Origin of the sequence: Ensifer oleiphilus (genome assembly GCF_013371465.1) — a bacterium.
In the GTDB taxonomy this organism is placed as follows: Bacteria; Pseudomonadota; Alphaproteobacteria; order Rhizobiales; family Rhizobiaceae; genus Ensifer; species Ensifer oleiphilus.
This window is the reverse complement of the sequence record NZ_JABWDU010000007.1, coordinates 81160-104530: the sequence shown is the minus strand read 5'-3', so window position 1 is coordinate 104530 and position 23371 is coordinate 81160. Positions and strand designations below refer to the sequence as shown.

At 60.9% G+C, this 23371-nt stretch carries 21 protein-coding genes and 2 pseudogenes; 7 read left to right on the top strand and 16 right to left on the bottom strand.

Features of this window, described 5'->3' with window-relative positions; genetic code table 11:
* Window positions 1–34: 34 nt before the first annotated feature.
* The 5 genes from HT585_RS23535 to HT585_RS23515 are packed head-to-tail and all read right to left on the bottom strand — an operon-like array spanning window position 35 to window position 5243.
* A complete protein-coding gene (locus tag HT585_RS23535) occupies window positions 35–1036 on the bottom strand; it encodes an ABC transporter permease (protein WP_176355226.1) in 1002 nt (333 codons plus the stop codon).
* Entirely contained in the window at window positions 1033–2013 is a 981-nt protein-coding gene (locus HT585_RS23530) for an ABC transporter permease (protein ID WP_176355225.1), read from the bottom strand. Before HT585_RS23530 ends, HT585_RS23535 begins: the two co-directional genes overlap by 4 nt.
* On the bottom strand, window positions 2010–3524 hold the full coding sequence (locus tag HT585_RS23525) for a sugar ABC transporter ATP-binding protein (RefSeq protein WP_176355224.1): 1515 nt from the start codon (window positions 3522–3524) through the stop codon (window positions 2010–2012). The genes HT585_RS23530 and HT585_RS23525 overlap by 4 nt, the downstream gene beginning before the upstream one ends.
* Window positions 3521–4369 (bottom strand): sugar phosphate isomerase/epimerase family protein, encoded by an 849-nt coding sequence (locus HT585_RS23520; protein WP_176355223.1) that lies wholly within the window; start codon window positions 4367–4369, stop codon window positions 3521–3523. The genes HT585_RS23525 and HT585_RS23520 overlap by 4 nt, the downstream gene beginning before the upstream one ends.
* Before the next feature lie 7 nt (window positions 4370–4376).
* Window positions 4377–5243, bottom strand: a complete 867-nt coding sequence (locus tag HT585_RS23515; protein ID WP_176355222.1) for a TIM barrel protein — start codon at window positions 5241–5243, stop codon at window positions 4377–4379.
* Between the two features lie 161 nt (window positions 5244–5404).
* On the opposite strand from HT585_RS23515, the gene HT585_RS23510 reads away from it, so the two are divergent.
* Window positions 5405–6439 carry an AraC family transcriptional regulator gene (locus tag HT585_RS23510; RefSeq protein WP_176355221.1) on the top strand — a complete coding sequence of 345 codons (1035 nt, stop codon included), beginning with the start codon at window positions 5405–5407 and terminating at the stop codon, window positions 6437–6439.
* Between the two features lie 238 nt (window positions 6440–6677).
* Here the strand turns inward: HT585_RS23510 and kduD are convergent, their stop codons facing one another.
* From kduD to HT585_RS23470, 8 genes are all read right to left on the bottom strand, one after another.
* A complete protein-coding gene (gene kduD / locus HT585_RS23505) occupies window positions 6678–7442 on the bottom strand; it encodes a 2-dehydro-3-deoxy-D-gluconate 5-dehydrogenase KduD (RefSeq protein WP_176355220.1) in 765 nt (254 codons plus the stop codon).
* The gene (gene kduI, locus HT585_RS23500) at window positions 7439–8278 is read right to left on the bottom strand and encodes a 5-dehydro-4-deoxy-D-glucuronate isomerase (RefSeq protein ID WP_176355219.1); all 840 of its coding nucleotides are present in this window, start codon (window positions 8276–8278) and stop codon (window positions 7439–7441) included. The genes kduD and kduI overlap by 4 nt, the downstream gene beginning before the upstream one ends.
* 46 nt (window positions 8279–8324) lie before the next feature.
* Window positions 8325–10199: a DUF2264 domain-containing protein gene (locus HT585_RS23495; protein WP_176355218.1), complete on the bottom strand. Its 1875-nt coding sequence runs from the start codon at window positions 10197–10199 to the stop codon at window positions 8325–8327.
* Window positions 10200–10259: 60 nt separating this feature from the next.
* On the bottom strand, window positions 10260–11546 hold the full coding sequence (locus HT585_RS23490; protein WP_176355217.1) for an ABC transporter substrate-binding protein: 1287 nt from the start codon (window positions 11544–11546) through the stop codon (window positions 10260–10262).
* Window positions 11547–11654: 108 nt separating this feature from the next.
* Window positions 11655–12941, bottom strand: coding sequence for an ABC transporter substrate-binding protein (locus tag HT585_RS23485; RefSeq protein ID WP_176355216.1), 1287 nt, complete (start codon window positions 12939–12941; stop codon window positions 11655–11657).
* A 24-nt stretch (window positions 12942–12965) separates the two neighbouring features.
* Complete coding sequence (locus tag HT585_RS23480; RefSeq protein ID WP_176355215.1) at window positions 12966–14060, bottom strand: ABC transporter ATP-binding protein; 1095 nt, start codon at window positions 14058–14060, stop codon at window positions 12966–12968.
* 47 nt (window positions 14061–14107) lie between these two features.
* On the bottom strand, window positions 14108–15001 hold the full coding sequence (locus HT585_RS23475; RefSeq protein ID WP_425513778.1) for a carbohydrate ABC transporter permease: 894 nt from the start codon (window positions 14999–15001) through the stop codon (window positions 14108–14110).
* Window positions 14994–15917, bottom strand: a complete 924-nt coding sequence (locus HT585_RS23470; protein ID WP_176355214.1) for a carbohydrate ABC transporter permease — start codon at window positions 15915–15917, stop codon at window positions 14994–14996. Before HT585_RS23470 ends, HT585_RS23475 begins: the two co-directional genes overlap by 8 nt.
* 156 nt (window positions 15918–16073) lie before the next feature.
* Here HT585_RS23470 and HT585_RS23465 point away from each other — a divergent pair, with 156 nt between their 5' ends.
* The 4 genes from HT585_RS23465 to HT585_RS32280 all read left to right on the top strand — a co-directional run bounded on the left by HT585_RS23465 (window position 16074) and on the right by HT585_RS32280 (window position 20179).
* On the top strand, window positions 16074–17264 hold the full coding sequence (locus tag HT585_RS23465) for a glycoside hydrolase family 88 protein (RefSeq protein WP_176355213.1): 1191 nt from the start codon (window positions 16074–16076) through the stop codon (window positions 17262–17264).
* A 63-nt stretch (window positions 17265–17327) separates the two neighbouring features.
* Window positions 17328–18386, top strand: coding sequence for a LacI family DNA-binding transcriptional regulator (locus HT585_RS23460; RefSeq protein WP_176355212.1), 1059 nt, complete (start codon window positions 17328–17330; stop codon window positions 18384–18386).
* 153 nt (window positions 18387–18539) lie between these two features.
* Complete coding sequence (locus HT585_RS23455) at window positions 18540–19988, top strand: sulfatase family protein (RefSeq protein WP_176355211.1); 1449 nt, start codon at window positions 18540–18542, stop codon at window positions 19986–19988.
* Between the two features lie 8 nt (window positions 19989–19996).
* The gene (locus HT585_RS32280) at window positions 19997–20179 is read left to right on the top strand and encodes a DUF4334 domain-containing protein (protein WP_176355210.1); all 183 of its coding nucleotides are present in this window, start codon (window positions 19997–19999) and stop codon (window positions 20177–20179) included.
* A gap of 412 nt (window positions 20180–20591) precedes the next feature.
* On the opposite strand, the pseudogene groEL reads toward HT585_RS32280, so the two are convergent.
* Window positions 20592–20802 (bottom strand): annotated as a pseudogene (gene groEL / locus HT585_RS32275) (chaperonin GroEL); the annotation flags it as partial.
* 696 nt (window positions 20803–21498) lie between these two features.
* Between groEL and HT585_RS23440 the strand changes: the two are divergent.
* The gene (locus HT585_RS23440) at window positions 21499–21702 is read left to right on the top strand and encodes a hypothetical protein (RefSeq protein ID WP_176355138.1); all 204 of its coding nucleotides are present in this window, start codon (window positions 21499–21501) and stop codon (window positions 21700–21702) included.
* A gap of 427 nt (window positions 21703–22129) precedes the next feature.
* On the top strand, window positions 22130–22306 hold the full coding sequence (locus tag HT585_RS23435; RefSeq protein ID WP_176355208.1) for a hypothetical protein: 177 nt from the start codon (window positions 22130–22132) through the stop codon (window positions 22304–22306).
* Window positions 22307–22452: 146 nt separating this feature from the next.
* Here the strand turns inward: HT585_RS23435 and HT585_RS32120 are convergent, their stop codons facing one another.
* Window positions 22453–22734 (bottom strand): SulP family inorganic anion transporter, encoded by a 282-nt coding sequence (locus HT585_RS32120; protein WP_281410700.1) that lies wholly within the window; start codon window positions 22732–22734, stop codon window positions 22453–22455.
* 343 nt (window positions 22735–23077) lie between these two features.
* A pseudogene (locus HT585_RS31810) lies at window positions 23078–23282 on the bottom strand (hypothetical protein); the annotation flags it as partial.
* Between the last annotated feature and the right edge of the window lie 89 nt (window positions 23283–23371).

Here is a 23371-nt window from a genome sequence, read left to right as displayed (position 1 = left end):
CAGTTCCTCCCGACGGCCTTGCGGCCGACGAAACTCAGGTCCCGCCAGCGCGGTTGCGCCGATAGGTGGCAAGCACGACGGCAACGATCAGGATCACGCCCTGGACGACGTCGCGCACCGGTTTCGGTAAGCCGATGAAGTTGAGCAGCGTGAAGATGGCAGTCAGCGTCAACGCGCCGGCAATCGAGGCAGGCACCGAGCCGCGCCCGCCCAGAAGCTGCGCACCGCCGATGACGCAAGCCGTGATTGCCTGCAACTCGTAGCCGACGCCGACATCGGTCGAGACACCGGCAAAACCGCCGAGCAGGATGCCGGCCGTCACCGCGCTCAGCGACGACACGACGAAGGCGGTGATACGAACCCGCTCGATCGGAACGCCCGACATCTGCGCCGCACGCGGGTTGTCGCCGATCGCGTGCAGCATGCGTCCGAGATTGGTGCGATGCATGAGCCAGAACAGGTATGAACCGGCCGCAAGCATTACCAGCAGCGCCACTGGCAGGAACTGGATGAGCGGAATGCCCTGGATGTTGACGCGCCCGAAGAAGCGGAACGTTTCCGGTAAATAGCCGCGCGGTGAACCGCTCGACCACATGAAGGCTGCACCGTTGAGCGTGATCATCATGCCGAGTGTGGCAATCAGCGAGGGGACCCTCAGAAAGCTGACGACGAGGCCGTTGACGACACCTACTGCGAGCCCGACGGCATACATGATCGGGATCACCCACCAGGTCGCGTCGGCGTTGTTGTTGAGCAGCATCGAGGAACCGACCACCGTCAGTGTGATCAGCGAGCCGACCGAGAGGTCGAAACCACCCGACACGATGACATAGATCTGGCCGGCAGCGAGGATCGCCAGCGGCGCGGCGCGCTTCAGGAAGTTCATGTAGCCCGTGGGCTCGACGAAATTCGGGTTCGATAGCGTGATGGCGACGAGCAGCGCTGCAAGCACGAAGAAGACGGGGTTGATCTTCGGCAGGCGGCCGCTTCGGGGTGCGCCAGGCGCCTGTTGGGAACTGACAGTCTGCTGGCTCATGCCACGATCCTCTTCGAACGCACGGCGTAGAAGGCGACGGCAGCGACGATGATGATGCCGCGCATGACCTGCTTGGCAAAGGCGTCGACGCCGGCAAGATTGAAGATGGAGTCGATCAGAGAGAAGATGACGACGCCTGCGACCGTGCCCCAGATTCCGCCCTTTCCGCCGGAGAGGATCGTCCCGCCGATGACGACGACGGCGATCGATTCCAGATCGTAGGCCCCCTCCGTGCCGAGCCAGGGCGAGCCGGATTTGAGGCGGCTTGCGAGATAGAGGCCGGACAGCGATGCACAGAGGCTGCAAAGGATATGGCTTGCAATCACCACGCGGTTCGTCTTGATGCCCGCTGCACGCGCGGTGTCGCGGTTGCCGCCAACCGAATAGACGTTGGAGCCGAAGCGGGTGAACCGCAGCACGACCCAGGCTGCAACAACCACAACCGCCAACACCATGAGACTGAACGGCAGCCCCAGCACCGTGCCATAGGCGAAGAACTGGAACGCATCCGGGACCGATCCGCCGAACTTGCCGTGGAAGGATGCAAGGCAACCCTGAATGATGAGCGCCATGCCCAGCGTCGCGATCAGCGGATTGACCTCGAGCCTGGTGATCATCAGCCCGTTCAACGTGCCGACCAGCGCGCCCATAAGCAGCACCACGACGACGGCTGGCGCCATCATTGCCGGATCGCCGTTCATGATCGCCGACGAAACCACCGCCGACGCGGAAATGAGGTGGGCTACCGAGAGGTCTATCGAACCGACGAGAATAGCGAAGGTCTGGCCGACCGCGGTCATGCCGAGCGCAATGGAGCGGTTGAGGATGGAGATCGCCGCTTCCGGTGTCAGGAACCGCGTCAAGCCGAGGCTGAGCGCAATCGCGACGTAGATCAGAAGTGCTGCCGCGAGCAGCAGGGCCGGTGAATAGCGCTCGATGCGCGACGGTAGGCGTTTGATGAGTGTCGCCGTGCTCATGCCGCCACCGCCTCTTCGCCGGTTGCGGCAAGCATCACATCGGCCTCAGACACGCCGCGCGGGAACGCTGCCACCAGTTCGCCGCCGCGCATGACGAGGATGCGGTCGGCAGCGCCGAGCACCTCGGGCAGGTCGGACGAGATCATCATGATCGCCGTACCCTTGCGGGCGAGATCGCGCATGAGGTGGTAGATGCCCGCCTTGGCGTTGACATCGATGCCGCGCGTCGGCTCGATGAAGATCAGCAGGCGCGGCGCCAGCGCCAGCCAACGCGCGACAATTGCCTTTTGCTGGTTTCCGCCGGAGAGGGCCTTGATCTCCTGGGAAAAGCTGCCAGCGCGAACGTCAAGGTCCTGCAGCAGTCCATCCATTTCCTCCGTGGTCGCGAAGGCGGTCGCATCGGCCCTGCCCGCGAGAGCAGAAAGCGCCCTTGCGGTCAGCATGCCATTGTCCGTAACCGACTGCATCAGCACCAGCCCTTCGGCCTTGCGATCGCCCGGCAGTAGGCCGATACCTGCTCTGATGGCGTCGCGCGGGTGGTTGAATCTCGCCGACTTGCCGGCAAGCATCACCTCCCCCTCTGTGAAGGGTGAAATGCCGAAAATCGCCTTGGCGAGCGCAACGCGTTCTGCCCCCTGCAATCCGGCAATACCGACGACCTCGCCGGCGCGAAGGTCGAAGGAGATATTCCTCAATCGGTCGTTGCCGCCATGGCGCACGGAGAGCACGATGTCGCCGATTTCCTGTGGCGTCGCCGGCGCTGCGTAGAAATCACCGATATCCCGGCCGACCATGGCGCGGACGATCGCATCGGGCTCCGGCACTTCATCGAAGCTCACGGCCGTTTCGCCGTCCTTGAGTACCGTCACGCGGTCGGCAAGCCGTGTGATCTCGCGCATGCGGTGCGTGATGTAGATAATCGCCACATCCCTCTTCTTCAGCGTGTCGACGAGGCTAAACAGCACCTCGCATTCCGTCTCGTTGAGGGCGGCGGTCGGTTCATCCATGACGATAACGCGAACATCGAGCGAAACCGCCTTGGCGATCTCGACCAGTTGCTGGCTTGCGACATCAAGGTCGGCGACAACCGTGTCGGCTTCGATCCGATGCGCCGAACCGAACAGCGAGAGCACACGTCGCGCCTCCCTATTCATCGCCCGGTGGTCGACGAGGCCGAACCGCGTCGGTTCGCGGCCGAGAAAGATGTTCTGCGCCACGGTGCGCTCGGGCAGCAGCGAAAATTCCTGGTAGATAACCGCGATGCCGGCTCGGATTGCCTCGAGCGGATGGGTGAAATGTCGCTCCTCGCCGCCCACGACAACGGCGCCATCGTCCAGCCGGTAGACGCCGGAGAGGATTTTCATCAGCGTCGACTTACCGGCGCCGTTCTCGCCGGCCAGTGCGTGCACCTCGCCCGGATAAGCGGCGAAGCTCACGCCTTTCAGTGCTTTGACGCCGGGGAAACTCTTGGTGATGGCGCGCATCTCGATTACAGGAGAGGGAGTGTTCATGCTTGTGCCCATGTCTTGCGAATGAACGTCGCGCTTTCAGAAAAAAGCGTCTCGAAATCAGGAAACAGCGGTCTCCAGACGCGGGTGGCCGTCGCGATCGCCGGAAGCCCGGCGCCGAACGCCTCAAGGGTCAGCCAGCCGTCATAACCGATCTCCTTCAAAGTCCTGAACATCGCGGCGAAGTCTATGTGCCCTCGTCCCGGGATGCCACGGTCGTTCTCCGAAACGTGAAAGACGCCGATATCGCTGCCGATCAGGCGAATGGCCGCCTCCGGGCGACGCTCTTCGACGTTGGCATGAAAGGTGTCGTACATGATCTTGAAGGCGGGATGTCCAACCCGGTCCACATAGGAGCGGGCCTGCTCCATGGTGTTCAAGTAATAGGTCTCGAAACGATTGAGCGGCTCGAGGCTCAGATGCATTCCGTTTGCCGCAGCCCGCTCCGCCAATGCACGGTGCGCGTCGGCACCGTATTTGAGTTCATCCTCGCTGGCGCCTGCCCCGGTGAAGAACCCGATCGGCGCATGGAATGGCCCTCCCATGCTTTCGGCTCCAAGCGCGATGGCGCAATCCAGCGCCCAGTCGAGGTGGGCAAGGCCGCGCCCCCGAACATCCGGGTCGCAACTGACGGGGTTGGCGTCCGGCGTGGGAACGATCGACGTAGTCGACCGACCGATGCCCAGTGTGTCCAGTTCCTTGCCGAGGCGTTCGTAGTGGTCGACAGCGCCTTTAAGGACCGGGACCTCGACCCCGTCATAGCCGAGGTCGCGAAGCCGCCCGATGCTGGCCAAGTGCCGATCCTCCACGAAGTCGGTAAGGCAGAGAAGGTTGATGCCGAGGTTCATGGTGCGCTCAGTGCAGCTTGATGCCGAGGTCGCGGCAGGTCGCGCGGATCCAGGCCAGGGATTTCTCGATCATGGGGCCCGCGGTACCTTCGCATTCGAGGCTGAGCACACCATCGTAGCCATGGTCGCGCAACATCGCGAGGCACGTCTTGATGTTGTCGGCGTTGACACCGTCGCCGAGCGCGCAATGGCTGACCGCGATGCCTGTCTGCCCACCACGAACCGCCGCGGCCAGCGTTTGCGAAACATCCTTGATGTGAACGTGGCTGACCTTGTCGATGAAGAGCGGCAGGAACTCCGTCGGCTCCTGACCAGCGATGAAGGTGTTGCCGGTGTCCATGTTCATGCGCAGCCATCGGGAATCGACGAAGGCAAGCATGCGCTCCATGAACTCAGGTCGGGTGGTGAAATGTCCGTGGGGTTCGATATTGACGATGATTTCGTGCGCTTGCGCGACCTCGATGATCTGCTCGTAGCTGCGCTTCATCAACGCCATCGATTCTTCTTCGCTCAGCCCCGGCGGCAAATGAAGCCCGTCGGTGGTGTCAACGCAGGGGCTGCCGGCCTGCGCGGCCCAGGCAATCGATTTCAGCACGTAGGGCACACCACGCAACGGGCCGTCTTCACCGGAAAGCGGATAAGCCGCATCGACCTGAGAGAACCGCACGCCGTAGCGGTCCATCTTTTGGCGCAGCAATGCGGGGTCCTCGTAAAGCGCGACATGTGGTTGGTAGCCGAGACCGTGAATCCAGCTCACGCCGTCTATCAGACCACACTCGATGAAGTGCACGTCGTTGTCGCTCGCCCACTGCAAGCATTTTTCGAACGACCAATAGGCCGAGTTGAACGCATCCGTGTGGAAGCCTATCCGCACCGGCAAATCCTCCCTGATTGTCCTCCATGCCGTTGAGTTACAACGGCAAATCACAAAGCGCCTCCGTTTGTCGCTTGATGATGACGCAGCATTGCGCAATAAAGGAGCGTCTGCGTTCGAAATAGCGGACTGGTAAATTTTGAACATCGATGGGGAGAGCGATGAGCAAAATCAACAATGAGCGAGCCGTTGGACGGCCGGCGGTTTTCCGTGAGCCGGGTGCCCTGCTTTATGCCGGGAACTGCCAGGACCTGATGAAGGCGTCAATTGCTGGACAGGTCTCGCTCAACGCATGGACGCGACGCGGCTATCCGGGCATCGACCTCGGTCAGGCCCTTCCCCAAGTCTGTTCCGTCGGTGGGTGGGACGCAACGAACCCGCAGGACTGGGGCCTACGCGAACATTGCAACGAAGGCGTCAAGATCGCTTACCTCGCACGCGGCTCGCTGACCATTACGATGGACGGACGCAAGACCACGCTCAGCGAGGGCCAGATGTTCGTGGTCCGGCCTTGGCAGTTGCATGCGCTCGGCGATCCCAATATCGGCGCAAGCCATATCGTCTGGGTGTTGATGGACATGGGCGTGCGTCGCCCGCACGAAACCTGGCTTTGGCCGGACTGGATCGGCTGGCCGGAACGAGACCGCAAACGGCTGAGCGAGCTTTTGTCCAAGAACGAGCAGATCTCCTATCTCGCCTCGCGCGAAGTCGCTCGCACCTTCATGGAGATCCACGAGGTGGTTGCGAGCCAAGACATCCATGGCGGCGAAGCACGCCTGCGTCTGCTGATCTCGATGATGCTGCTCCAGTTCCGCCAAATGCTGGAAAGCCAGGCGCCGGTGCTGGACCTGGCACTTGCAAGCTCCAAGCGCACGGTAGAGATTTTCCTCAAGCGCTTGAAGCACGCGCTGGACGAAGACTGGACGCTGGAGAACATGGCTATCGAATGCAATCTGTCGCGCACCCAATTCACTCAGCATTGCCTGGTCCTGACCAACATGACGCCTGTGCGCTTTCTGCAGATGCTGCGGCTAAACGCGGCGCGCCAATTGCTTGAAAGTGGCCAACAGTCCGTCACCAACGTCGCTTTTGACTGCGGTTTCTCCTCGAGCCAGTATTTTGCCACCTGCTACAAAAAGCGGTTCGGCTTCTCCCCAATCGAGACTCCACGGCAGCAAACCATGATTGCCAATTGAGCTAGTCGGCCATTGCGACCAACGGCACCTTGAGAAAGGCCCAAGAAAATCGCATCGGGACTACACTCCCGAAGGCCCAGAACGACTCCTAGGGACTGCGTTCGTCAGCACAATGAAGAAGCAGGTTTGGTCCGCTTGAACAAAGCCTCGGTCTCGATTGACGCCGTGCCTCGAACCAAACTGGTCGATCGGGGTGCTTTGTCCGGCACCCGTGATGACGACGGCTGACGTAAACGGCTCATCGGGCGAGCCATCCTCCATCCACAGGAATGATCGCTCCGGTCACATAGGAGGCACGAGGAGTGGCCAGGAACAGAACGGCAGTCGCCAGATCGTCAGGAACACCCCACCGCCCCATCGGAATACGTTCGAGGATCTGTCTCTGGCGATCCGGGTCCGCCCGCAGTGCTGCGGTGTTGTCGGTTTCCATGTAGCCCGGCGCAATGGCGTTGACGGTGACACCGGATGCAGCCAGTTCGTTGGCCATCAGCTTCGTCAGTCCGGCCACCGCGTGCTTCGAGGCGGTGTAGGCAGGGACACGGATCCCGCCCTGGAAGGAAAGCAGCGACGCGATGTTGATGATGCGGCCGAACCGGCGCGAAACCATGCCGCGCGCGACAGCTTGGCTCAGAAAGAACAGGTTCTTTTCGTTGACATTCGTCACCACGTCCCAATCCGCCTCTGTGTAGTCGAGCACATCGGCACGCCTGATGATTCCGGCATTGTTGACCAGGATATCGATAGGCCCGGCCAGCTCTTCCATCTGGGCGACGAGGGCGCGAAAGTCGTTGGGTTGCGAAAGATCCGCCTGGACACCGAGGAAACGGCGTCCGCTTGCCTCTATCAGCTGACCCGTTTCCGGCATCGGCGTGGATCCAAGGCCGACGATGTCGGCCCCCGCCATCGCCAGCGCCCGAGCCATCGCCTGCCCCAGTCCTCCGCGGGCGCCGGTGACCAGCGCCCACTTGCCGGTAAGATCGAACAGGTCCGCAATCTCGCTCATCGCAGGGTCCCCATCGGCACAAAGTCCATGTCGGCGAAAGACTGGTTATCCCCCGCCATCGCCCAGACGAAGGCATAGGAACCCGTGCCGCTGCCGCTGTGGATCGACCACGGGGGCGAGATGACCACCTGCTCGTTGCGAACGATCAGGTGGCGCGTCGCCTCGGGCCGACCCATGAGATGGACGACCATACGATCTTCCGGCATGTCGAAATAGAGATAAGCTTCCATGCGCCGATCGTGAAGGTGCGCAGGCATGGTGTTCCAGACGCTTCCCGGCTCGAACCGTGTGATGCCGAGCATGAGCTGGCAGGTCGGCAACAGGCCGTCATGGACATATTTGTAGATGGTGCGCTTGTTGGCGGCCTCACTCGTTCCGAGCGCCTGTGGTGAAGCTTCATCCTGGGTGATCTTGCGGGTGGGATGGCTGGCATGCGCAGGAGCTGAGACGCCATAGAGTTTTGGAGGCGATGCCTCGTCCACGGCGGCAAAGGCTACGCCCTTCGCCCCTTTGCCGATATAGAGCGCCTCGAACGGCGCAATGACATGATCCAAGGCATCGACAGATATTCTCGCCGCACCGCCACCAAGGTTGACGACGGCCAGTTCCCGCCGCTCGAGAAAATCGGCGACGCCGGCGGATTTTGCTAGCGCAGCGCTGAAGGCAAGCGGCGTGCCTTCCGGCCGGATGCCGAGAAGAACCAGGCGATCATAATGGCTGTAGGCGGCGCGCATCTCGCCGGCAACGAAGAGATCTTCGATGAGAAAATGGCGGCGCAGCCCCTCTGTGTCGAGCGTTTCGGCCTGTTCGAAATGTATAGCTTGGCGAATATCCATCAGTTCTTGTCCTCAACTTTCAAAATTGGCCGGCATCGACAGGCGGTCAGGCACTCGTGTTTCTGTTCATGAGCGAGACCGGCCGGCCCTTAGCGCTGATCAGCGCCTCGAGCGCCGGCAGGTCGGGGGTCCGCGGCAAGCGCGTCAGCGCGCTGCGGCCGGCGACCGGATCGGCGCTCACCAGAACGGCGGAAAAAAGCGTGCTCTCTCCAGGAGAAAGCTCGGCCACCAGCTGCGGCACAAGCGTCTTTGCGGCAATCAGGTTGGTGTTCGGCTGAGCGATATGCGCCTTGCCGACGCGAGCGACCGACGAGCCGCAATCGACGATCGCCGAGAGGTCTCGCGGGGTCGCCACGACCGCCTTGCCAGGTTCACTTTCCAGTGCCTCGGCAAGCCTGTCGTGTCTGGCGATCGCAAAGCCCCCCTCCTTCGCGGTAACGGCTCGTTCGGTTCTCACGCGATGGGCGCGGACATGGAATTCCTCATGCCAGTAGAGCCAGGTTTCGACCAGGATGTCGTCATTGGGCCGCCAGCGCGCGTAGAGGACGTCGTCGGCGATCAACACCTCCTCATTTGCCTGTCGGACCTGAAACTGGAGACCGTCGCTGCTGAAACCCAGCATGCCATCCAGGACCGCATCTGCAAAGCGATTGGGGTCGCTTTCCACGCTGAAGCCGTAACGGGCGGAATAGACGAACTTGCTGTATTTCTCGGCGCCGAACCGTGCCCAGGTGTTTTGCGGTCCCGTCTGCTGGCCGCTGCAAAGCGCGATGGCATTGCCGGGCGGATTCTTGATGATCATGCCCGTGTGTCGGTGTGCGGCGACGTCGTCGCGCGGTGGACAAACCGCCTCCACAGCGCTCCAGAAGGGGTGTTGCTCCGGTAAGGCCAGCGGCAGAAACGCCTTCAAGGCCCAATAGGGCGACTGCGGCGAATTGTAGGTCTCGCACATCAAAAGGTTCGGGTAGGCGTAGCCAACCGGCAGGATACCGTCCCTCGACGCCATCGGTTGCCTGGCCCACCAGCGCAGATTGCGCAGGTAGAAGCCCTTGAGTTGCCCCCAGGGCAGCGCCTCCTCGCCGGAAAATGCCAAAGCACCGAAGAAACCGGCGATCGCAAACCGATAAGTCATCGACCGACCGAACGCCAAGGCGGCGCCGTCATCGGCAAACCATCGCGTCATATCGCCGGCGGCGAGACGCGCTCGCTCGCGATATGGCTGCGTGTAGGTGCTACCGTCGAGCGCGGCAAGAATGAGCCCATAGAAGTGAAAGGCGAAGGGGATGTAGTGGTCGGCACGGCGCGCGTCGCCATCGCTGTACCAGCCATCGCCGAGATAGAACGTTTCGAGCTCGTCGATATAGGCCTGGTCCAAGGCCCGATCGTGATCGGCGCCGACGGAATCCAGCCCCAGGCCGATGAGAATCCGGAAGAACTTCCAGTTGTTCTCGGAAAACCGGCAGGCATGCCCGGCCTTCAGATAGGCGACGACATTCTGGCGCGCATCTGGCCCCAGGGGAGCCCAGAGCTTGTCCGGCACGAGACGCAACGCAAATCCGATGGCCGCGAGTTCGACAAGGCGCTGGTTGCGATCCGTGGGCTGACCCCAGTATTCGCGATGGTGCGGATCCGTGCCGGACGCAAGGCCGCGCGCGATCGGCGTCCAGTCGATCCATGTGGCGCCGCCGACCTCAGCCGGCACCAACCCCCACAACAACCGCGAGAAGCCCTCAAGATCGGCTGCCGCCTGATCGAAATGCGCAGCGGTCGCGTCGAACCGCAACCGCGCGCCACCTGGCGATCGGTAGGGCTCGGCCGGGTCGCAGAGCGATTTCAGCGCGCGCTCGACATCGGCGCGCGTGCGCAGTTCATTGCCCGACCATGGATGGAACAGGCTGTCGGGGTATATGCCATCTGTCATGGGCTATTCCTGTCTAGGGCGGCGTATGCTGTGGTGCCCAGGGCGAGCGTTTGGGAAACGTTAGCTCCTGAGAATGCGGTTTGCCTGCGCGACCAGTTCCTCGCCGGCTGCAGCAACAGTCAACTGGCCGAAGGCGACCTGGTCGGCGATCGGCCGGAACACGCGTTCCTCCATCTCGGAGGCCCCGATCGGAACCTGGGGCGGAAAGGCACCCACCCTTCCCGCTATCGAGGAAATGTAGTCCACCGATCGTTTCGAGACGTCATCGACGAGAGGCGCCACTGCCTCCCGGACGTCAAGGTTGATTGGCACGCCGCGTTCCACCCCGAGAATTTTCCCTGCCGCCAGGTCATTGATGAAGAAATCGATGAACCGGGCTGCAAGTTCCGGCTGCCTTGAGGTGCTGGCAATCCCGAAATGCAGGCTTGCCTTGTAGAACAGGCCGGAAGGTCCTGCCGCATCGGCGATCGGTAGCGAGGTGATGCCCAACCTGTTCTTGGCGAGCGCCTGATAGCCGAGCAACTGGTTAGAAAAGGCAATCGCCATCACCGCATGACCGGTGGAAAGCGGATTGGAATCGATCTGCAGCTTGTCCATGGCCTGGACCTCGGCCGACACGCAGCCGCCGTTCTTCGCCAGGCTCTCCCAATAGCCGTACCAGTCGCTGGCATCGGTGGCGTCGAAGCCGATCCGGCCATCCTCGCCGTACAGTCGCTTGCCGCGTTGAACGAGAAACGCCTCGAAGGCATAGCTGTAGCGCGCGCCGTTGCCGACCGCCCAGACATTCTTCCGGCCGATCGCCTTGGTGATGTCGACGCAGAGTCTGGCAAAACCGTCCCAGGTGGTGGTCGGGCCGGGCGGTGCAATCGCGGCCTTTTCGAAGGCGACACTGTCGTAAATCAGAGCAAACGCATTCAACGACAGCGGCATGCCGACGACCTTGCCGTCGACCGCCCCGAGATCGAGGACGCCGGACATCAATTTGTCGGTGCGGATCGTGCTTCCCAGGTAATCGCCGAGAGGAAGCATGGTGTTGCGGCGCGCATAGTCGGCAAAACGGCTCGGCGCGAGCTGGAAAATGTCGGGCGCATTGCCGCCGGCCAGCATCGTCGTCAGCTTCGACCAGTAGTCGTTGCCGCCAACCTCGCCATTGATCTTCACACCGGGATTTGCGGCCTCGAACAACCTGGCAACACTCAGGGTGCGCTCGGCGCGTGCGGGCGAACCGAACCAGAAGAGGCGCATCGTCGCGCTATCCGCCAAGGCCGAGCGCAGCGGCGATTGCAAAAGCGTTGCCGCCCCTCCGAACAACAACCCCAACTGCAAAAGTTCGCGTCTGCCAAGCATGGTTCTCTCCCGAAAGCTTCTATTTCCGTGCGCCGCCGACCTCCTTCGGCGGCGCACTTGCGCATGGCGACTTCGACAAGCGAAGTGGCCGCCTATCGTCCGAGACGATCAGCCCTTGAGAATTCGGCCGCCTTCCGCCACCAACTGATCGGCCGCCTCCGCGGGCGTCACCCGGCCGAAGGCCACCTTGTCAGCCAGCGGCCGGAAGGCGCGCGTGTCGAATTCGGAGGCGCCGACCGGCACCGGCGGAGGATAGGCACCGACCCGACCGGCAATCGACGAGATGTAATCGACCGTCCGTTTCGACACGTCGTCGATCAGCGGAACGACCGCATCCTTGACGTCGGTATTGACCGGAACGCCGCGCTCGACGCCGAGCACCATGCCGGCAGCCATGTCGTTGACGAAGAAGTCGATGAAGCGGGCAGCAAGCCCCGGATTTTCGCAGGTGCTTGCAATGCCGAAATGCAGACCCGGCCGATAGAACAGGCCTGATGGTCCTGAGGGCTCCGAGACCGGCAAGTTGGTGATCCCGAGCGGGTTCTTCACGGCCGACTGGTAGCCCAGAAGCTGGTTCGAAAAGGCGATGGCCATGGCGGCCTTGCCGGTTGCGAGCGGGTTAGAATCCACCTGGATCTGGTCCATGGACTGGACTTCGGCCGACACGCAGCCGCCGTTCTTGGCGAGGCTTTCCCAGTAGCCATACCAGTCCTTGGCATCGTTGGCATCGAAGCCGATCTTCCCGTCCTCGCCATACAATCGCTTGCCGCGCTGGTTCAGGAAAGCATCGAACGCATAGGTGTAGCGCGAAGCGTTGCCGACGGCCCAGACGTTCCTGCGATCGATCGCCTTGGTCAGGTCGACGCAAAGCTTTGCGAATTCGTCCCATGTGGTCGCAGCCCCCGGCGGATTGAGCCCGGCCTGCTTGAAGGCTTTCGCGTCATAGAACAAGGCGAAGGCGTTGAGCGACAACGGCATGCCCGCCACCTTGCCGTCGACGGTTCCAAGCTCCAGCACACCCGGTGCGAGCTTGTCGGTGCGAATGGACTTGCCGAGAAAATCGTTGAGCGGAAGCGTGGTGTTGCGGCGCGCATAGTCGGCAAACCGGCCGGGCTCGAGCTGGAAAATGTCAGGCGCGTTTCCGCCGACGAGCATCGTCGTCAGTTTCGACCAGTAGTCGTTGCCGCCGACTTCACCGTTGATCTTGACGTCCGGATTGGCTGCCTCGAACAGCCGGGCGACGCCAAGCGTGCGCTCGGCGCGCGCGGGCGTGCCCCACCAGTAGAGCCGCATCGTGGCGCTGTCGGCAAATGCGGTCCGCAGCGGGAGCTGCGAGAATGCAGCCGTTCCGCCGAGCATCAGGCCGTTGCGTAGAAGTTCGCGTCGATTGAGCATGAATTCCTCCCTTTGGTTCCGTTTTTATGCCTGAGCCCAGTCGGCAAGCCTGCGTCCTTCGGCGTCGAAGAGATGGCAATGTTCCGGCGCGATGCTGACGTTCAGCGTTTCGCCCGTGTTGAGCAGCGTTTGGCCTTCCATGGCGACGATGAGCGCCTGCTTGTCGGGCAGACGCCCATAGATGATGGTCTGGCCGCCGAGATGCTCGATATGCGTGATCGTCATTGTCCCGAGAGCGATGCCACCCGCGCCGTTGGCCCTGATATGCTCCGGGCGAACGCCAAGGCTGAGCGTCGCCCCGATCTCGACTCGTTCGACCAGCGGCACGGCGACATCGGCGCCGGCAAGACCGATGACAACCCCGTCGTCGCGACGACCCACCACGGAAACATCCAGGAAATTCATCTTCGGCGAACCGATGAAGCCCGCGACAAAGCGATTGACTGGCCTGTTGTAGATTTCGAGCGGCGATCCCTGCTGCTCGATCCGGCCAGCGCGCAGCACCACGATCCGGTCGGCGAGCGTCATCGCTTCGACCTGGTCATGGGTGACGTAGATCATCGTGGCGCCGATATCGGCGTGGAGCTTTGCGATCTCGACGCGGGTCTGCACGCGAAGCTCGGCGTCCAGATTGGACAAGGGTTCGTCGAACAGAAAGATCTTCGGATCGCGCACGATGGCGCGGCCGATGGCGACGCGCTGACGCTGGCCGCCCGACAGCTGCTTTGGCTTGCGTTCCAGCAGTTGGGTGATCTGCAGGATTTCGGCCGCCTTGCGCACCCGCTTGTCGATTTCGGGCTTGGGCATGCGCATGGTCTCAAGGCCGAACGACATGTTCTTGTAGACGCTCATATGCGGATAGAGCGCGTAGGATTGAAAGACCATGGCAATGCCACGTTCGGAGGCCGCCTTCTCGTTCATTCTGGCGCCGCCGATCGCCAGCTCGCCGCCGGAGATTGGTTCCAGTCCAGCAATCATGCGCAAGAGCGTGGACTTGCCGCATCCTGACGGGCCGACGAAAACGACGAACTCGCCGCTGCCGATCTGGAGGTCGACGCCGCGAATGATTTCGACGGCACCGTAGCGCTTCTGGACTTGCTTCAAAGCGAGCGTCGTCATGGGGCTCCCCTTTCCTGTTTCTTGTTCTGTGGCTGTTGTTCGTGGCGCTACCGCTTCATGCCCGTCGTCGCGATGCCTTCGATCAGGAGCCGCTGGAACAGGAGGAAGAGGATGAAGATCGGCAATACGGTCAAGGTCGACATCGCAAGCAGCGCGCCCCAATCCGATTGCGCCGTGGCATCGACGAAGGTTCGAAGACCTAGCTGGGCCGTGTATTTCTCGATGTCGTTCAGATAGATCAACGGCGCGAAGAAATCGTCCCAGGTCCAGATGAACGAGAAGACTGCGGCGGTCGCCAGAACCGGCGTCGAAAGCGGCAGGATCACCTTGAGGAAGATGCGCAACGGTCCGGCACCATCCATGATAGCCGCCTCATCGAGCTCACGCGGGATACCGCGGAAGAACTGAACCATCAGGAAGATGAAGAAGGCGTCGATGGCGAAGAACTTCGGAACGACAAGCGGCATGATGGTGTTGACCCAGCCGAATTTCAGGAACATCAGATATTGCGGGATCAGCACCGCATGCTGCGGCATCATCAGCGTCCCGAGCATCAGCGCAAACCAGAATCCGCGCCCCTTGAACTGCAGTCGCGTGAAGGCATAGGCGGCCATCGAGCACGACATCAGATTGCCGATGACGACCAGAACCGAGATCAGCAACGAGTTGAGGAACATGTAGCCGAAGCTGACGCTCAGGCCATTCCAGCCACGTCGATAGGCATCGAGCGTAAACTCCTGCGGGATTAGCGACGTCGTCGCGAAGATCTCGTTTTCGGGCTTGAAGGAGCTCGAGACCATCCACAGCAGCGGGTAGAGCATGATGAAGCTGACCGCGGTCAGGAGCGCGTAGACCAGCGCCCGCTTCAGCGGCGATGACTTCGCTCCTTCGGGCATGGCGGCTGCCTCGACGACGCTCGACGCATAGACGGTATCAGTCATCGTAGTGCACCCAATATTTAGCCGACATGAAAGACAGCGCCGTGAAAATTGCGATAATGACCACCAGCACCCAGGCAAGGGCTGAGGCGTATCCGAAGCGGAAGTTGGTGAAGGCTTCCTGGTAGAGGTAAAGCGTGTAGAACAGCGTCGTATCGATCGGCCCCCCGCTGCCGTCACTGACGACGAAAGCCGAGGTGAATGCCTTGAAGGCGTCGATCGTCAGGATCACCGCATTAAAGAAGATCACCGGCGTCAACAGCGGCAGCGTGATCTTGAAGAACTGGCGGGAGCGGCTTGCGCCGTCGATGCTGGCGGCCTCGTACATATCCTGCGGGATCTGACGCAGACCGGCCAGAAAGATGATCATCGAAGAGCCGAACTGCCAGGCGGCGAGCAGGACGAGGGTGTAGAGCGACGTGGACGGGTTCGAGATCCAGCTCGGGCCCTCGTAGCCGAAGAGGGCCGCCAGAACCTGGTTCAGCACGCCATCGCCGGCAAACACCTGCCGCCAGAGCACCGCGATTGCAACGCTGCCACCGACCAGCGACGGAAGATAGAAGATCGCGCGAAACACCGTCAGGCCACGCAGCCCCTTGTTCAGCGCCACTGCAATCGCCAGCGCGAACATCAGTTTGAGCGGGACCGACAGCAGGACAAAAGTGAAAGTCACCCGCATCGCCGTCCAGAAACGGGGGTCGTCGCTGGCGATCCGCACGTAGTTCTCGGCACCGACCCAGTTGGCCGGCCCCATCAGGCCGAAGTCCGTGAGCGAAAGATAGAACGACGAAACGGCCGGGCCCAAGGTCAGTACGACAAACCCCAACAGCCAGGGCAGCAGAAAACCGTAGCCGCCCAACTGGCTGCGCAGTCGCACGCTCAGAGGCGGCCCTGCATTCGATGCGTCCGCAATGGACATTCCCTAACCCTCCCTTATCGGCGCCATGAACGTCACGAAGGACGCCCAGACTAGGCATAAGAATGAAACCGAAAACATTCTGCGTCAAGCGAAAGTTTCGCTATTGACGAAATTTACTTAATGAGCAAAAAGATTTCCATACTCAGGAGCACACACATGAAAATTGAAACCAGTAGCTACTTCGCAGCCTCCGTGCCGGCAGCAGCCACCTCTCATGTTGATCGCCACCAGGCAGCACTCGTGCGCAGCGTCGAAAAATTGCGCACGACCATGCCGATCATCGGCATCCGCAATCCGAAGATCGGCTTAAGCGACAATGGCTGGGCCTATTGCAGCCCCTACGACTGGGTCGTGAGCTTTCATGCCGGCCAGTTGTGGCTTGCCTCGCAGCTGACAGGAGACCCGACATTCCTGAACGCAGCACGCGCCCGCCGCTCGATCTTTAGGGGCATTCTGGCGCATCGCCGCGCCCAGGACCATGATCTTGGCTTCCAGTTCTCGCTCAGCTGTGTGGCCGAATGGCTTATGACCGGCGAGAAGGAACCGCGCGCGCTCGCTCTTGAGGCCGCCAATCTGCTGCTCGGCCGGTACCGACCGGAGGGGCGCTATCTTCAGGCATGGAACGCTCAGCCGGCGCACGGTGGCATGCGCGCGGACTTCGCCAATGGGCGGATCATCGCCGATACGATGCAGAACCTTGCGCTGCTTTATTGGGCCTACGGCGAAACCGGGCGAGCGGACTTTCGCGAGGCCGCCGATGGCCATGCCGACACCACTTTGAAACACCTCGTGCGCGACGACGACACCAGCTTCCACACCTTCCTGTTCGATCCGAGCACTGGCGACGCACTGCGCGGCGAAACCCACCAGGGTCATGCCGACAGCTCATGCTGGTCGCGCGGCCAGGCCTGGTTGATCCATGGTTTTGCCCAATGCGCGCGCGTCACCGGAAACAGGACCTATTTGGATGCTGCCCGCAGGCTCGCCGCCAAGGCCGAGCAGCTGATGGGCAGCGACCTCGTGCCCGTTTGGGACTATGACGTTCCTGACCCGAAGTACGCGCCGCGCGACAGCTCGGCCGGCGCGATCATGGCAGCCGGCATCTATATGCTCGCCGACCAATGCGACGCCGAAGAAGCTCAAGTCTGGCGCGGGTTTGCCGACCGCCTGATCGCGGGCTTGCTCGACACCTGCGACCTGACTGGCGATCCAGCAGCACTCGGCCTTCTCGCCCATGGTGCGGCCCATGTCGGATCAGGCTACTCCGACACCATGCTTCCCTATGGCGACTACTATTTCATGGAGGCCTTGATGCGGTCGCTCGGGCATACACAATTCTTCTGGTAAGCAGACGAATGCCCGCCGCCGTGACTCCCAAAACGCGCAGGAATCTGATGGAGTGCACTTACAATGACCGATGATCAACTCGCCACACTGACACTGCGCGACATCGCCGATGCAGCCGGCGTTTCGGTCGCATCCGTGTCGAAGGTTCTGAACAATCGCGGCGGCGTTAGCGGCGAGAGCCGCAAGAAGATCCTGGCTCTTGCCGAAGAGCTCGGCTACCTCGGGCGCAGCGCCCGTTCGCTGCACAAGGCCGGCATCGGAAGCACCGCCTTGATCGTTCCAGCCGAGTACTACTCCGGTTCGCAGTTCTACGAGGATGTGATCCGCGGCGCGCTGGACGAGGCGGCGGCGCACTCTCTGAAGGTCGACGTGCAGCTCCTGACGCTCGACGCGCAACAGAACGCAATGGAAATCGACGAATATCTGCGCGGCGCGGAACCGAGCACAGTCATCGCGGTCGGCCTAGACGACCGGGCCGCAATCGACCGGCTCGCCGCAAGCGGCGTGCCGACGGTTCTGATCAACGGCATGGATCGCTCGATGCGCATGGACAGTGTTCTGCCCGACAACTGGTCAGCGGGCTGGCTTGCGACGCGGCGCCTGCTTGAGGCCGGGCACCGAGAGATCGTGCACGTCACGCTCCCACGGCGATTGTCGATGCAGCGTCGTCTTGAAGGCTTCCGCCTGGCACTGGAAGAAGCCGGAATAGAGTTCGATCCGGACAAGCATCTTCTTGACCTCGGCAAGATGGGTTTCCTGGAAACCCAAGCGCAACTGGCGACACGCCAGGCGCTCGAGAGCGGCAGGCTCGACAAGGCAACGGCCCTTTTCTGCAGCATGGACGTGGTCGCGCTCGGCGTCATGCAGGCGCTTCAGAGCCAGGGGCTTTCGGTTCCCGACGACTATTCGATCATCGGGCTCGACGATGTAGCGATTGCCATGCACAGCCGGCCGCCGCTGACGACGATCAGCATCGATCGCCTGGAGCTTGGCCGGATCGGTGTTCAACTGCTGATGAAGCGGATCGCCAACGCCGAAGAGAGCATCACCCGCGTCAACATGGGCGTGAAGCTAATCGAAAGGGCGACCGTCGGGCCGCCCAGACAGCGCCCCACCCGCTAACGGCATGGAGACTTGCCGGCGTCACCGCCGCCGGCTCGTCCTTGTCCTGCCACCTGCCCGGCGCCGATATCCGAGTTCGCCTGACCGTACAGCACGCGGCAAGCGCCGGACGATCATGCCATCTTTTCTCCCCAGACCAGCGAGGATGCCTCCATGAAGAAACCCAACGTCGTCGTCATCATGGCCGACCAGCTTCGCTACGATTTCATCGGCACATCCTACATGCCGCATCTGCAGGCGCTTCAGGCCGACAGCTGTTTTTTCCCGAACGCATATTGCGCTTCCCCGCTCTGCGTTCCCTCGCGTGGCGCGTTTTTCACCGGACGCTATCCCAATTCGACCGGTTGCCTGATCAATCCCTGGGTCGAGGCGGACAGGCAACATGGCTTCATCCCGGATGGCATCGCCAATCTTTACGACCTCCTGTCAGCCGACTGGGATGGGTGGCATGCGGGAAAACAACACATGATGTACCAACCACCGCTGGAAACACGCGAAGGCACCAGGACCAAGTGGAACGCCCTTGAAGACACTTATGGCGCATTTCTGCAGGCCAGGGGCCATCGGCCACCCGGAGGCACGCGCTTCCGCGGCATCGTTCCGGAACTGACCTCCGGCGCCGTGACCTCAGTCGGGAACTATTCACTACCGGCGACTGGGTGCTACGAGCCGGGCTTCGACAGTTTCTTCGACGGCTACATCCTGCGATCGGCGCTCGACGCCATCGAGAACCGCGATCGGTCCCGCCCGTTCTTCCTCAGTGCGATGTTCCTGGCGCCGCATCCTCCATTCGATGTCCCCGAACCTTGGTTTTCGCTGGCGCGTGAATTTGATCCTCCAGATAATGTCGGCGTTTGGTTCTCCGGCCAAAGCCCTCTGCAGCTCTACAACCTCCCGGGCTTCCTCGGCGCCCGCTACAGCCGCGACGATTGGAAGGAGATCTGGCGCGTCTATGCCGGTCTGGTCGCACTTCTTGATCATTGCATCGGTGAACTCGTAAGCAGGCTGAAGGCCGAAGGCATCTACGATGAAACGCTGATCGTGTTTACGAGTGATCATGGCGAGATGCTCGGCTCGCACCGGCTCTGGCAGAAGATGTGCATGTATGAAGAATCCGTCAGGACACCCCTCATCTTCAAGCTGCCTGCGGGGATGGAGGGCATGGGCGGCATCTGTGAGCAGCCTGTGAGCCACATCGATGTGCTTCCCACGATCTGCGAGCTCCTGGAAATCGAACGCCCGCCTGATCTTCCCGGGACCTCCTTGCTGCCGGCGATGAGGGGCGGGACGACGCGCGAGCACCGGGACATCTTCATCCAGTATGACGGCAATGGAGCCCTTGGCAATTTCTCGCGATGCATCATCTGCAAATCACACAAGCTCATCGTCGACTTATTCAAGGATGAGATCTTCTTCGAACTCTATGCGCTGGAAAGCGACGCGCAGGAAACGACAAACCTGGTTGTGGAACGCGCAGATTTGGCTGCGGAGTTGTTCTCCAAAATAGCCGAGCACATGCGAATGACGGGAGACCATGTCGCGCTTGCTCCCGATGCACTCCAACAATTCATTCTGCGTTTGGATAGTGTGCACTCCGCTTAGGTTTCAACTTGTCCCGTACCGCTACGCTCGATACGCGGGAGTTCGATAGGGTATATTCAGCGGCCATGATCTATGATCGCCAACCGATTACCGACCTCTTTCGCCGGATAGATGATGGAATTATGCTCGGGATGATGGCACTCCGAGACGACCCGCGCACATACTTCTTCACTTTGACGCGCCAGCAATAGATCCGTCCTTTCGCCTTAGAATAGAGGTTATCCGGCACGCTCAGGCAATTCCCTCAGCTCGGGTTCCCTAGCGACGTCGTCTCGATGGACCCCAGAGGTATCTGATGACGCCGGTCGCGATCAGAACCAGGGCGGGATGGCTCATGATCCTGTTCTGCGTAGTTTCAAGAAAGGATGGCCGCCTCTTTATCAATCGGGACGTTCCCGAATTAATAGACCCGATCTCCTCACGCAGGTTCGCAACTTTCTGGTCGCAGCATAGACATTAGCGACCCGCGACTGGAAGCCCGCCTTCCAAGGCAAGCTCCTTTCGCTGTCAAGGTCTGAGAAATCCATATCGGCGTCGCGCAATGCCGCCACCTCTGCTTCGGCTTTTCGGCAGTCATGGCTTCCGTGGGAATCAGAACCGGCCATCACCAAACTCCCCGGTCTGCGCGTTCGAACCGAATTGTAGATCAAACTTTTCCCGAAGTTTGCCAGACCAGCATAGAGCCCTGGCCGCCGGCAGTCTCCGCGATCTGGCGGACCGGGGCCTCGACGGCGCGTGGGACAATATCGATCGCGACACGCTGTTCGTCGTTGGCAAAGGCAAGATTGTCGAGGGCCTTGGTGGCGCGCAGGAGTTCGGACCGCGCAAACTCGACCTCGATCGCAAGGTCACCGAGCTGCGTGCAGCGGGGGGAGCCAGCGCTCCACATTAGGGGACAAACTGCCAAATCGCCTTTTTCACTAAGTATCGCACCACCAGAGGTCGTGCCCCTGGTTATCCCCGCGAACTCTTTCCTAACGGGCTTTTCCTCTGGCCTACATTTGTGCATTGTGCGCCACCGAGAGGAGGACATGATGACCTACGATTGGGAAGGTGTCCGCAGGAGGCGTTTCAAGCCCGCTAGAGTGTGGCTGTTGCTGGCACTGGGTGCATGGCTATCGGCTATAGTTTTAGCATCGTGAACCGATGAAAAAGCGGCCCTCCAAGGCTGGCATTTTTTAGAACGGAAGGCCGCAAGAGTTTGGTTGGAATAAGTATCGCACTTAAATCGATCGGCTTAGCCCTTCCAACAACAATGAACACGATGCCACGCATCGCCTCGGCCAAGCTGACACCAAGCGCCATTGCCGCAATGCCGGCTACCCCGTGTGCCACGCCGATCCCCCATCGTCTTCCAACGTTTCATGTCGTCGAGGTGCCGCCTGATTTCCCCGGCGGCAGAGCCTAGCCCACCCGCGCACACATTCAGGATTGCACCGCGCCAACCATCCCGCATAATCATCTGCGCTGGGACTGACATGTCCTCCTTATCGGTTGGGAGCTATGTGTGATGAACAAAACCGCCGCATCTCGCCAAGAGATAATAGAGCCTGATGCCTTCAAAAAAACCGAAGCCGTCTTCCCCGAATTGATACGCCAAAAGGCAATCCCATTGGAAAGCGAAGAGGCTGATGCGCTCGCCGCCCAGTTGATCGGCCTGTATCAAAGCGGCATTCAGGACGCGGATGCTCTCAAGCACGTCATGACCTACTAAGCTCGTCGCTTCACAAAAAAGCGGCCTCCGCTGTGGAGGCCGCAATCGTTATGAGTACCCAGTACATAACTTTTACAACGATTCCATCTTTGGCGGAATAGTCGCCGAGTTTTGACGCCTCAATTGCCCGCCTCCGATCCGCTGCATCTCGCATGACGCGCGTGTCGACGGATAGGTTGGTGAGTATCCGTCGGCGGGGCGCACCGGCACCCGCGACAAGGTGAAAAGTTCCGGCTTGGGACTTCAGTCTGACCAGCCGTGGCATAGGTCCGATGTCGATTGTTCTGCCCCCCATAGCGCTAAATTTCTCAATCAGCCCAGTCCCCCAGAACAGAAAAGTCATGGGTGACGGCCCCAGAGCGGCTCTTCGGTTCCTGCAGGCTGCTCTGCGGCTGTTACCAATTGGATGAGACTGTGGGAGAACAGGATGTACAAAAGACATAGCTTTGGGCAACCGGAAAAAACCGCATCAACCGGGCTGCCGATCGGTGTGATGCTTATTTCGGTAACAGAGATAGCCGTTTACTTGATCGTTGGAGGCGAATTTCTCAACGACGATAGTCGGGCTGCCGCCGTGTACATTCCCCAGGTGGAGGCGAAATAGGCTTACTCACGGCCAAAGGAGGCACGATGAGCTTGTTAAAGAGTTCAGGGCTTGTACGGCACGCGGGTCGATCAAGCGGTAACGGTAACGGCAAGGACAACGACATTTGCAACCATTCGCGCCCGCCACCCGGTGTGGTGAGTGCACTATCGCTCGAGCGCGTGTGCCTTGAGGACTCGGCCGGCAATTGAACAACTTTGCGCATCAAAAATGTGGATGTCAGGCGCTCGGGCCGGGAACCGGATGGTGTCCATCCTTGCGTATGCTGTGTCGTCGGCCGCCTTGACGCGCGACGTGCCGAGGAGCGCGTAGACGATCATCGGTACAAAGGCGGCGTAAAGCCCGGCGCTAACTGGAAGGCCGGCAGCGGTCGCATAGGCCATAGCCTTCGGAATCACCACTGCCGCTGCTGTGATGCCCGCGATCATATCCGGGCGCAGGGTAACGGTCGATGAGCGATTTAGTTGATCGGCATCGCCAACGGGCCTTCATTTCGCCCTCATATTGCTATGTGCACGTTCGCGGTGACTGATATCTGTCCCGCTGGCACAGTATCATCCCTCCACTCGGAGATCCACGACACAAAGAATCGGAACTCCGTGATCACCTAAAGTCGAGCATAAATCGCCGCACCTCCCCACGGGGCCGTGCGGCTCCAGAATCTCCGCCTCAACACGTCTTCGAGCTAGCTGTCACGACGGAATTCGTGATCCTGATGCGGCAACTTCCCCTTCCCGCTGGGCAAACAGAGTCGTTAGATTTCACCGTCCCTCACCTACCCGCCCTTACCAACGACTTGGCGAAATCGATGAAGTCATCGCGGGCGGCCCGTCGGGTCATCCTTGGACCACCACGCAACCTCAAGCCCGATCCTGAAGTCGACACCCCTCACCTTTCGACGCTTGAAATTGCGATTGGGCAGATCCAGCGTCCATTCCGGTGCAAAGCCGATGCCTAGGCCGACCGAGACCAGTGCTCTTCAAAGTAGGTAGCGAGAAAGCCGCACTGTTGTAGACGTTTGCGTTCGATCACCTCGGCCGGCCGATCTTGCCATCGCCTTGGAAT